Below are 11514 nucleotides of genomic sequence, written 5' to 3' on the forward strand. Positions count from 1 at the left end.
CAAACACCTGCCTATATTTTATTTCCTAGTTTGGCTTCCTTACCCTTAAACAATCTCATTATATTGGCTTTATGCCTTATTATGGATAGAGAAGCAAGTACTAAAGTAGTAATAAATAATAATTTATTTGATGAATCTGATACTATGAAAATAGCAATTGGTGCAACCAAAGAAGCCATAATTGATCCTAAAGAAACATATTTTGTAGTTAAAATAAAAATAACAGCTATCACCAATGAAATCAATGCAGTTTGCCAGTTGAGTATTAATAGTACTCCTAGAGATGTTGCTACACCTTTTCCACCTTTAAATCCAAGGAACACTGGAAAATTATGTCCTAAAACTACAAATACACTAGCTAATAGTCCTCCATTAAATCCATATATATATTTACCTAACATTACTGCAACTATTCCTTTCAATATATCTAAGACAAAAGTTAGAATTCCCATTTTCGTACCTAAGACACGAAGAGCATTAGTCGCACCTGCATTTCCACTTCCATGACTTCTTATATCTATGTTTTTTGAAATTTTCCCTAGAAAATATGCAGATGAAAAGCATCCTATTAAATAGGATATAAGTATGGTGATAAATACTTTCATATATTATTCACCCTTTTCTCTGAATTCAATCTGGATAGGCACACCTGCAAACCCAAAGTGATTTCTTATTTGATTTTCCAAATACCTTACATAGGAAAAATGCATTAACTCCTTATTGTTCACAAATATTACAAATCTAGGTGGTCTCACAGAAACCTGGGTTCCGTAATATATTTTAGCTCTTTTCCCTTTATCACTAGGGGGTTGATTCATTAATACTGCTTCATTAATAATATCATTTAATACCCCTGTACTAATCCTTAGATTGTAGTTATTGTTTACGATATTAACTAGTTCCAATAGTTTATCAACCCTCTGACCTGTTAAAGCAGAGATAAATATTATTGGTGAATACAGAATAAACCCTAGAGTCTTTCTAATTTCCTTTTCAAACTCTAAATGAGTATTACTATCCTTCTCAATTAAGTCCCATTTGTTTATTGCAATAATTATTGCTTTTCCATTGTCATGAGCATAACCAGCTATCTTTGTATCTTGTTCTGTTATACCCTCTGTTGCATCTATAACTAAAATGCATATATCAGACCTATCCACAGCAGTCAATGTCCTAATTACAGAATATCTTTCTATGTCTTCATAAATACTTCTTTTTCTCCTTAATCCTGCTGTATCAACAAATACATATCTTTCATCACCAAAATCAAAATAGGTATCAATAGCATCTCTCGTAGTCCCTGGAATATTAGTTACAATTACTCTGTCTTCTCCAAGAATATTATTAATCAAAGAAGATTTTCCTACATTTGGTTTTCCTATCATGGCAACTCTTATAAGACTTTCATCATATTCAGTATCTTTGTCCTCCGGAAAATTTTTAACAATTTCATCTAACAAGTCACCTATTCCAAGACCTTGCTCTCCTGAGATAACAATTGTCTCCCCAAGGCCTAATTCATAAAACTCAAAAATTTCATCTGGAGTTTTTGGTGTATCAATTTTATTACAAGCTACTACTATCCTTTTACCTGACTTTCTGAGTATATTACCTATTTCTTTATCTGTAGATGTTAGTCCATCTTTACCATCAACTACAAACAAAATCACATCAGCAGTATCTATCGCCATCTCAGCTTGTCTTTTAATATTAGCCATAATTATCTCTTCATTCTCTGGCTCAAGGCCTCCTGTATCAATTACAGTAAAGTAATTACCAAGCCACTCAGCTTCTGCATAAATCCTATCTCTAGTAACACCTGGAGTATCTTCTGTTATTGCTATTCTTCTACCTACTAATTTGTTGAACAAAGTTGATTTCCCAACATTTGGTCTTCCCACTATACATACAATTGCTCTATTCATCTCTTCATCCCTCAATTCTTAATAATATCAATTAAATGTTTACCTTCAACTCTTGATGGAATCACAGGTGTATTTAACCTTTGAGATATTTCCTTAATTGTTAAATTATCTAAAAATATTTCTTCGTCCCTTTTCATCATGGTTCTCGGTATAATAATTCCATCAACATTTTCATATGGCATAAGTTGTTCCACTAAATCTTGCCCAGTTACAAGACCTGATACAGTAATAGTCTCTCCAAAAAAATTATTAACTATAGGTATAACTACTAGTTCTAAACCAATAAATTTTTTTAATATATTATCTTTAATTCTAACCATGAAATCATAGGCTAAAGTTCCAGTAGCTAAGATGTATTTCTTATTAACATTAATACTGCTTTTAATTTTCATAAGTTCCATTGTCACTTCATCTTCAAATGATTTCATTAGACCTACGCCATTTTCAAGTTGTGGAAATCCCTCATAGTCCTTATGCTCAGGTAATCTTCTCCCAGTCATTGCAAAAAATTCATCGGATGCAAAGACAAATCTAGTTCCTAATTTCTCCAAAAATATATTTTGCTTTTCTTCAATAAAATTCAACAGTTCTTCTGATAATTCTTTAGTATATGGCTCTACTTTTTGTAGCTTTTCTCTATATTTCGTTATTCCAATGGGTACTACCGCCACTGATTCTACAGTAGGATATAAATCAGATAAATCAGATAATGTTCTATCTAATTCCATTCCATCATTTACACCAGGCACTAATACTATCTGACAATTAACTTCTAGCTTTACATCTCTAAATCTTTTTAATATATCATAAATTTTACCTGCATTTTTATTATTCAACATTTGTGTTCTGAGTTCTGGATTTGTAGTATGAACACTGACATTAATAGGGCTTAACCTATAATCAATAATTCTTTCTATCTCCTCATCACTCATATTAGTTAAAGTAATAAAATTACCTTGTAAAAAAGATAGCCTTGAGTCATCATCCTTGAAATACAATGTTTCTCTCATATCAGGTGGTAATTGATCTATGAAGCAAAATATGCATTTATTTCGACAAGATTTAGCTTTATCTATTAAAGGGTTCGTAAATACTATTCCCAAATCTTCATCATAATCCTTTTCAATTTCTAATTCCCATATATCTCCATTTTGTTTTTCTATAGCTACAACAACTAAATCATCTGATATTAAGTATTTATAGTCCAGTATATCTTTAACAGGAACATTATTTATGGATAGCAATATATCTCCTGCTTCTAATTCTAGTTCTTCAGCTATACTTCCAGCTGCGACTTCCTCAATAATATTCTTATCTTCTGTAAAATTCTTCAATTCCATATCTACACCTCAATTTTTTTCTAACCTAAGATTATTCTATTACACTAAAGCTTATATGTAAAGAGTAAGCCCACAGATAATCCTGTAGGCTTGTTTGCTACTTAGTATAATGGATATTTATCACATAACTTTGCTACTCTATCTTTTATAGCATCTCTGTCATTACTCTCATCTAATGCTAAATTAATTATTTCAGCAATCTCTAACATGTCTTCTTCTTTCATTCCACGAGTTGTCATTGCAGGAGTACCTATTCTGATACCACTAGTTACAAATGGTGATTCAGGATCATTAGGAATAGTATTTTTATTTGTTGCAACACCAATATCATCTAAAAGCGCTTCTGCTTTCTTTCCAGTTAATCCTTTAGTTCTAACATCTATTAAGATTAAATGATTGTCAGTGCCTCCTGAAACTAGCCTAAATCCATTTTTTATAAGACCTTCAGCTAATGCCTTTGCATTGTTCAAAGTTTGTTGCTGATAACCCTTGAAATCATCCTGTAGAGCTTCACCAAAAGCTACAGCTTTTGCAGCTATTATATGCATAAGAGGGCCACCTTGGATTCCAGGGAAAATAGCTTTATCTATAGCTTTTGCATATTCTTCTTTACATAATATAGCACCACCGCGTGGACCACGAAGTGTTTTATGAGTTGTAGTAGTTACAAAATCAGCATATGGAACTGGATTTGGATGTAAACCAACTGCTACTAGTCCAGCTATATGAGCCATATCAACCATTAAATATGCTCCAACTTCATCTGCTATTTCTCTAAACTTTGCAAAATCTATTTGTCTTGGATATGCACTTGCACCTGCTACAATCATTTTTGGCTTTTCTCTCACAGCAATTTCTCTAACTTGTTCATAGTCTATGGTTTCTGTTTCGTCATCAACACCATAGGCTATAAAATTAAAGTAAGTACCTGATATGTTAACTGGGCTACCATGAGTTAAATGACCGCCTTGTGATAAATTCATACCTAATACTTTGTCTCCAGGCTTTAACACTGCAAAATAAACGCCTAAATTAGCATTTGAACCGGAATGAGGTTGAACATTAGCGTGATCTGCTCCAAATATTTCTTTTAATCTATTTCGAGCTAAATCTTCTACCATATCTACTACTTCACATCCACCATAATATCTTTTAGCTGGATAGCCTTCAGCATATTTGTTGGTTAAATAACTACCTGCGGCCTCCATAACTTGTGGGGTTACAAAATTCTCAGAAGCAATAAGTTCTATATGCTTTTTCTGTCTGTTTGTTTCCATCTCAATTAACTTCATTATTTCTGGATCATGTTTAGATAAATTTGTAAAATCCATATTCTTCAAACTCCCCTCATCTTTATAATAGTTGTTTGATTAATATAAAATAACTATGCTATAATATAGTTTATATTAATTAAAACAATTAAAACTAATCATTTACATTATATAGATATTTTAGTATATTTACAAGATTATTAATTGAGGAAGTGAAAAGATGGACAATTCAGAAAACTACAATAGAGCGGAAGTCAAAAAACTACTAGTTTTAGCCACCTTAGCAGGAAGAATAATGCTTAAGAGTGGTGCTGAAACTTATAGGGTTGAAGATACAGTAATACGAATATGTAAATCTAGAAAAAATATCCAATATGTAGATGCTTTTGTTATTCCGACAGGAATATTTATATCTTTGGATTATAATGGAGAATTAATGTCTTATATAAAAAGAATCAAAACTATCTCTATAAATTTAAATAAGATAGATTTAGTTAATGAATTCTCTAGAGCTTTTGTTTCATCTGGCATGCCTATTGATGATGGATTAGAAGAATTAAAAAGAATTAATAAGGTAAGCAGCTATTCACCTTTAACTAAAGCTGCTTTTGGTAGTATGGCAGCAGCATTTTTCTGTATTCTTTATAATGGAACAATATTTGATTCTATAGCAAGTTTTTTGGTCAGCTTCTTAGTTTTATCTGCCTTAAATGTAATTTCTAGATTTAAACTACCCTTTTTTATCAATAATTTTGTAGGAGCTATTCTTGCTAGTATATTAGCATATTTATCTCTTAAAATTGGTATTGGTGATAATCTTGATAAAATAATCATCGGTTCAATAATCCCTTTATTTACAGGTGTTGCTTTTACAAATGCTATAAGAGATACTATGTCTGGAGATTTTTTATCTGGACTCTCAAGAGGTATGGAAGCTGTCTTCTCTACATTAGCTATAGCCATTGGAGTTGGAATTATGCTTAATTTTTATTTGAAAGGAGGATTCTAAGTGGAAATATTAAAACAATTGATCATATCATTTTTGTCTACCATTGGGTTTTCAATGTTGTTTAGCTCTCCAAAAGAGACTTTATTTCATACTGGTATTGCAGGTGCATCAGGTTGGATTTTATATTTCATAACTACGAATCTATTTAATAGTAATATTGCAGGTAGTTTTTTTGGGGCTCTAACAGTAGGGATGCTAGGAGAAATATTTGCAAGATTAAACAAAAAACCGGCAACCTTATATATCACCCCTGGAATAATTCCATTGGTGCCAGGTGCCGGAATGTATTATACTATGTTGGCTTTTATAGAAAATGATTTCTCTCTAGCACTTAGTAAAGGAGTAGAGACCTTCTTTATAAGTGCTGCAATATCTATTGGAATAATTATTTCTTCAGTTCTTTCTAAATCTATTAAAAGGATGAGACAAAAGGATTAGTTTTGTTTAGTATACTTTAACATAGTATCTACTAATTTATCTAATGCTTCCTCTTTACCATTGCCTTCTAACTGATCCTGCAAACAATTTTTTATATAGTTTTCAAGAATTAATCCACCAACACTATTTAATGCAGCTCTTGCGGCTGAAACTTGTATTAATATATCTCCACAAAATTTTTCTTCCTCTACCATCTTTTGTATACCTTTTATCTGGCCCTCCACTCGTCTTAGCCTTTTTATAACAGCAGTCTTATCCGCCAATAATCCCACTCCTTTAATTAAATAATTCTTGTAATTCTTATGGCATTATTATCTTTTGTTCCTAAATCTTTGTCTATAAATTTAACTACAAAATACCCTACAGCTAAAAATACTAGACCAATTAAAAAGCTAAGTGGTTCATAATTACTTATGTCAACTTTCTTGAGAATCTTTGTACTAATCAGTATACTAAGAATAAACAATGTCAAAGGAATCAAATATACTATCATAGTATATTTTAGTATATTCTTGGTTTCACCTATAATCTCAACTAAATCCCCTGCTTTTGCGCCAATATTATTTGGAAGAATAACTACATGCTTTGGTCCATCACATCCACCACCACAACTTTTACAGTTTTCTCCACATGCTGATATCCTCTTTACCTCTATTTCAGCCTTACCATTAATTACCTTTTTTACTACACCCATTTGTTCCATTTGTACACCTCCTATAATGCAAGATTCTTAATTATATCTATGCAATAATTAAACCTACTACAACCTTCACTTTAGGCAATCATACTGTCTTTCTTGTAGTATGAATTTCCTATTATTATTGGTTATATCTATTATATCATAATCTATTCAAATAATCTTGCCTTATCAAGTTCTTGCTAATATTTCTGCATCAAAACACCTACTCCACCTACACCATATAGTACCACTGTAAAATTAGCTAGTTTTTAACTATTTAACATTAATCTTAACATGGACTTCTTCCAACTGTTTTTCAGTAACAACTGTTGGTGCATCAGTCATCAAGCAAGTAGCTGATTGAGTCTTAGGAAATGCTATTACATCACGAATATTTGAGGTGTTAGATAATAACATAATAAGTCTATCAAATCCATATGCAAGTCCTCCATGAGGTGGAGTACCATATTTAAAAGCCTCTAGTAAAAATCCAAACTTATTCCACGCCTCTTCTTCTGTAAATCCTAATGCGCTAAACATCTTCTTCTGTAATTCTGAGCTATTGATTCTAATACTTCCCCCGCCCATCTCATCTCCATTAATAACAATATCATAAGCCTTAGCTCTAACTTTTTCAGGAGCAGATTCAAGTAAGTCTATATCCTCATCCATAGGGTGAGTAAATGGATGATGCTTAGCCACATATCTACTTTCTTCCTCATCATATTCAAACAAGGGGAATTCTGTTATCCAAACTAGTTTCATATCATTTTCATCTATGATATTCAATCTCTTTGCTATTTCATTTCTTAAATTTCCTAAACTATCAAATACTACTGATTGTTTATCTGCTACAAATAAGATTAAATCTCCATTTTCGCCTTCCATTTTATCTAATATCTTAGCAAAATCTTCTTCAGTAAAAAATTTTGCAATAGGAGAAGTAATTCCTTCATCAGTTATCTTTATCCAAGCCAATCCTTTTGCACCATAAGTTTTTGCATACTCTTCTAAAGCCGTGATATCCTTTCTAGTAAAGCTACTTCCATATCCTTTAATGTTTATGCCCCTTACAGAACCATTGTTTTCTACAGCAGAACTAAATACCTTAAACCCACAATTTTGAACTAGATCAGATATGTTTTTTAATTCAAACCCAAATCTTAAATCTGGCTTATCAACACCATATCTTTCCATGGCTTCATTATAAGTCATTCTCTTAATTGGCAATTCTATCTCTATTCCCTTCAATTCCTTGAATAATTTATAGAGTAATTTTTCATTAATTGATATAACATCCTCTACATCAACAAAGGACATTTCAATATCAATTTGAGTAAATTCTGGCTGTCTATTAGCTCTTAAATCCTCATCTCTAAAGCATTTAACTATTTGAAAATATCTATCCATTCCAGATACCATAAGAAGTTGCTTCATCAATTGTGGTGATTGTGGCAATGCATAAAACTCACCAGGATTTACTCTACTAGGCACTAAATAATCTCTAGCTCCTTCTGGTGTTGGTTTTGTAAGCATTGGAGTTTCTATTTCAATAAAATTATTATCATCAAGAAAATCTCTTACTATTTTACTGGTTTTGGCCCTTAGTTTCAATTTATCTTGCATTGAAGGCTTTCTTAAATCAAGATATCTATATTTTAATCTCATAGTCTCAGATACATTATCATCATCTTTAATATATATTGGTGGAGTCTCAGATTCATCTAATATCTTAAGCTCCTCTGCTAAAACCTCTACTTCACCCGTAGGTATTTCCTTATTTATACTCTGTCTAAGCCTTACTCTCCCTCTCACAGCTAATACAAATTCTGATCTAATCTTTTCAGCCTTTGTAAATATTTCTTCAGACACAGTATTATCAAATACAATTTGTGAAATACCAGTAGTGTCCCTTAAATCAATAAATATTAAGGAACCTAGATTTCTCTCCCTTTGTACCCAGCCCATTAAAACAACTTCCTTGCCATCATGTTCTGGCCTTAATTCTCCGCACATAACATTTCTTCTCAAGCTTCCCATCTTTTCTGACATTTACATTACCTCCCCAAAAATAATAAAAAGCCTCTCATCTCTGATATTCAGGGACGAGAGGCAATCTCGCGGTACCACCCTAATTAGGTATTCCTCACTCAAAATTTTAACGCATTGCTGCGAATTAATCCTTACAGATTATTAACTCAAAAGTGTCTTCGTCAAATATTAGTACCAGATTTTCACCGTCACTGGCTCTCTATATCTAAGGGATTTAACTACTATTCTTTATCAAAGTATATATTTATTTTCATTAATTATAGAATAAAATATTCATGATGTCAAGGTCTTTCTAGATTATTCTTTCACGGTCTTTATAATATTATTCTGTCTAAGGCTAATCTCTTACTCTCTATCAATTCATCTATTCTTTCAAGATATTCTTTTAAATCTTTGAAGTTAGGTACTCTTTCTATTTTATTATCTTTTGGAGAATAAATCTTAGATACAGCACCCATTCCTACCGCCATTATAGTTTCTTTTTCTTCCATCATTGCTATGTTGTAAATACACTCTAATTCAGGTTTACAATACCCTACATTTTCAAAATTTCCCAATATCTGCTTTTGTCTATAAAGATAATAAGGATATAATCCATTTTCAATAGAATATTCTACTGTTTTATTCAACATACTATCTAATATATCATAGCTTTGCAATGTGTATTTATCAATTGTATCTTTAAATCTAGACCCTCTTTTCACTGATAATGTATGTACTGTCAAATTCTCAGGATCAAGTTTTTTAATCTCTTTTAATGTATTTTCTATATCACTAAGATCCTCGTTAGGAAGTCCTATAATTAAATCCATATTAATTACATCAAAACCAATATCTTTTGCTAAATGGTATGTTTTGATAATGTCCTCAGCCCTATGTTGCCTCCCGATTAATTTCAAAGTATCATTATTCATAGTTTGAGGATTGATACTTATTCTTTTAATACCATTTTTATTTAGCATTTTTAGATATTCTTTTGTAATAGTATCTGGTCTACCTGCTTCCACAGTAATCTCATTTATATTTTTATCTCCAAATTCATAGTGAATTGATTCAATAATTTTTTCTAACTCAATTTGAGGAATGGCAGTGGGGGTTCCACCTCCTATATAAACCGTATTAATCTTTTTCTCTTTCATTGATTTGCTAATCTCTTCAATCTCATATATTAATCTTGAAGTATATTCTTTAATATAATTTTCATATCCCTTTATAGATACTGCAGGAAATGAACAATACAAACATCTAGTAGGACAAAATGGTATACTAATATAAAGACTGTATTTTTTCCCATCTATAGGATATATATAGTCCCTTTGCTGTTTTGCGATATCCATTATTAAATTTGTTTTGTCTACATTTATCTTATACTCACTTGTTAATACTTTAATTATTTCATCTGTAGCAATATTTTTATCCAGTAAATCATGAACAATCTTTACTGGTCTAATCCCTGTAAGAATACCCCAGGGAATTTTGCTATCAGATATGGATATTAAACAATTATATAAAGATTTTTTAATTCCAATTTTAATATTCTTATCTATGGATCTTGAAAATACTTCTATAGAATTAACATCCTCAATTGATTGATTGACTAACAGATTATCTACATACAATTCAGTCTTAGCGTATATTTCCCCAGTTGCCTTAGAAAGGGTGTTAAGGACAAGGATACCCTTCCAATAATATTTTTACCATGTAATCACCTTATTTAAGAAACGGATTCGAAATCCTTTCCTTACCTATTGTCGATGCCCCACCATGTCCTGGATGTATTTTTACATCATCAGCATAATTCATTAACTTCTCTTTAATAGATTTAATTATAGTATCAAAATCTCCACCAAATAAATCTGTTCTACCTATGGATCCTGCAAATAGAGTATCCCCTGTAATTATATTATCTTCAACCATAATACATATACCTCCCTGTGTATGGCCAGGAGTATGAATAATCTTTGCTTCTAAATCTCCAAATGCAATACAGTCTCCATCTTTAATCAATCTATCAGGTTCAATAGCTATAGAGCCCATAGCCATTACAGAAGACAAATTTTTACTACCATCTACTAGCATATCCCTATCTGCCTCATGAATCATAACTGGTACTTTTAATTCATCTTTTAATTTTGCTACTCCTCCTATATGATCTCCATGACCGTGGGTCAAGATTATATACTTGATTTTAATATCATTTTCTCTTATATATGAAAGTATCTCATCAGCGTCTCCGCCTGGATCTACTATTATTCCTTCTTTTATATTATCAGAAAATATAATATAACAATTGGCAGCATAAATTCCAGCTGGTATTCTAATAATCTTCAATTTGATTCCTCCTAAAATATTTTTTTGCTATCTAGCATTATTGTAACTGGTCCTTCATTTATTAACTCTACATCCATATCAGCTCCAAAAACACCTTTTTCAGTTTTAAGTCCACTGTTCTTACATTTATCAACAAAATTTAAATACATTTCCTCGGCAATATGGGGATCTGCTGAATCTGAAAAACTAGGTCTTTTACCTTTTCTTACATCTCCATAAAGGGTAAATTGTGATATGATTAATAATTCCCCATTAATATCCATTAGAGATAAATTCATCTTATCATTCTCGTCCTGAAATACTCTAAGTCCTAATACCTTATCTACTAAATAGTCTAAATCCTTTGAATCATCTTCTCCACCTATTCCAAGTAATACTACAAGCCCCTTACCAATATTACCTACTATATTATTATCTACTTTAACTGAAGCTTTAGAAACTCTTTGTACTACTGCTCTCATATATATCA

Annotated in this window: 12 protein-coding genes and 1 other annotated feature; of the genes, 2 read left to right on the forward strand and 10 right to left on the reverse strand. The window is 31.4% G+C overall.

Annotated elements, in window-relative coordinates; translation table 11 throughout:
• Window positions 1-11: 11 nt before the first annotated feature.
• From plsY to glyA, 4 genes are all read right to left on the reverse strand, one after another.
• Entirely contained in the window at window positions 12-605 is a 594-nt protein-coding gene (gene plsY, locus RIN63_RS07370) for a glycerol-3-phosphate 1-O-acyltransferase PlsY (protein ID WP_310444064.1), read from the reverse strand.
• 3 nt (window positions 606-608) lie between these two features.
• A complete protein-coding gene (gene der, locus RIN63_RS07375; protein WP_310444065.1) occupies window positions 609-1925 on the reverse strand; it encodes a ribosome biogenesis GTPase Der in 1317 nt (438 codons plus the stop codon).
• A gap of 11 nt (window positions 1926-1936) precedes the next feature.
• A complete protein-coding gene (locus RIN63_RS07380; protein ID WP_310444066.1) occupies window positions 1937-3265 on the reverse strand; it encodes a DUF512 domain-containing protein in 1329 nt (442 codons plus the stop codon).
• A gap of 101 nt (window positions 3266-3366) precedes the next feature.
• On the reverse strand, window positions 3367-4596 hold the full coding sequence (gene glyA, locus RIN63_RS07385) for a serine hydroxymethyltransferase (RefSeq protein WP_310444067.1): 1230 nt from the start codon (window positions 4594-4596) through the stop codon (window positions 3367-3369).
• A gap of 160 nt (window positions 4597-4756) precedes the next feature.
• Here glyA and RIN63_RS07390 point away from each other — a divergent pair, with 160 nt between their 5' ends.
• Both RIN63_RS07390 and RIN63_RS07395 read left to right on the forward strand, forming a co-directional pair.
• The gene (locus RIN63_RS07390; RefSeq protein WP_310444068.1) at window positions 4757-5545 is read left to right on the forward strand and encodes a threonine/serine exporter family protein; all 789 of its coding nucleotides are present in this window, start codon (window positions 4757-4759) and stop codon (window positions 5543-5545) included.
• The gene (locus RIN63_RS07395) at window positions 5546-5983 is read left to right on the forward strand and encodes a threonine/serine exporter family protein (RefSeq protein ID WP_310444069.1); all 438 of its coding nucleotides are present in this window, start codon (window positions 5546-5548) and stop codon (window positions 5981-5983) included.
• Here RIN63_RS07395 and RIN63_RS07400 read toward each other — a convergent pair.
• From RIN63_RS07400 to dtd, 6 genes are all read right to left on the reverse strand, one after another.
• Window positions 5980-6246: a metal-sensitive transcriptional regulator gene (locus RIN63_RS07400; protein WP_310444070.1), complete on the reverse strand. Its 267-nt coding sequence runs from the start codon at window positions 6244-6246 to the stop codon at window positions 5980-5982. The two genes, RIN63_RS07395 and RIN63_RS07400, sit on opposite strands and share 4 nt — an antisense overlap.
• 17 nt (window positions 6247-6263) lie before the next feature.
• A complete protein-coding gene (locus RIN63_RS07405; RefSeq protein WP_310444071.1) occupies window positions 6264-6686 on the reverse strand; it encodes a SoxR reducing system RseC family protein in 423 nt (140 codons plus the stop codon).
• 249 nt (window positions 6687-6935) lie between these two features.
• Window positions 6936-8714 carry an aspartate--tRNA ligase gene (aspS, locus tag RIN63_RS07410; protein ID WP_310444072.1) on the reverse strand — a complete coding sequence of 593 codons (1779 nt, stop codon included), beginning with the start codon at window positions 8712-8714 and terminating at the stop codon, window positions 6936-6938.
• Between the two features lie 46 nt (window positions 8715-8760).
• Window positions 8761-8958, reverse strand: a binding site (T-box leader).
• A 70-nt stretch (window positions 8959-9028) separates the two neighbouring features.
• Entirely contained in the window at window positions 9029-10333 is a 1305-nt protein-coding gene (gene hemZ, locus RIN63_RS07415; RefSeq protein ID WP_310444073.1) for a coproporphyrinogen dehydrogenase HemZ, read from the reverse strand.
• 91 nt (window positions 10334-10424) lie between these two features.
• Window positions 10425-11045, reverse strand: a complete 621-nt coding sequence (locus RIN63_RS07420; protein WP_310444074.1) for an MBL fold metallo-hydrolase — start codon at window positions 11043-11045, stop codon at window positions 10425-10427.
• Window positions 11046-11056: 11 nt separating this feature from the next.
• Entirely contained in the window at window positions 11057-11506 is a 450-nt protein-coding gene (dtd, locus tag RIN63_RS07425) for a D-aminoacyl-tRNA deacylase (RefSeq protein WP_310444075.1), read from the reverse strand.
• Window positions 11507-11514 lie beyond the last annotated feature (8 nt).

It is taken from the genome of Tissierella sp., from assembly GCF_031460495.1.
Taxonomy (GTDB): domain Bacteria; phylum Bacillota; class Clostridia; order Tissierellales; family Tissierellaceae; genus JAVKTS01.

Bases quoted from the DNA above. Each gene is read 5' to 3' on its own strand.
- plsY (WP_310444064.1), bottom strand. From the start codon at position 605: ATGAAAGTATTTATCACCATACTTATATCCTATTTAATAGGATGCTTT.
- der (WP_310444065.1), bottom strand. From the start codon at position 1,925: ATGAATAGAGCAATTGTATGTATAGTGGGAAGACCAAATGTTGGGAAA.
- RIN63_RS07380 (WP_310444066.1), bottom strand. From the start codon at position 3,265: ATGGAATTGAAGAATTTTACAGAAGATAAGAATATTATTGAGGAAGTC.
- RIN63_RS07405 (WP_310444071.1), bottom strand. From the start codon at position 6,686: ATGGAACAAATGGGTGTAGTAAAAAAGGTAATTAATGGTAAGGCTGAA.
- dtd (WP_310444075.1), bottom strand. From the start codon at position 11,506: ATGAGAGCAGTAGTACAAAGAGTTTCTAAAGCTTCAGTTAAAGTAGAT.
- RIN63_RS07390 (WP_310444068.1), top strand. From the start codon at position 4,757: ATGGACAATTCAGAAAACTACAATAGAGCGGAAGTCAAAAAACTACTA.
- glyA (WP_310444067.1), bottom strand. From the start codon at position 4,596: ATGGATTTTACAAATTTATCTAAACATGATCCAGAAATAATGAAGTTA.
- aspS (WP_310444072.1), bottom strand. From the start codon at position 8,714: ATGTCAGAAAAGATGGGAAGCTTGAGAAGAAATGTTATGTGCGGAGAA.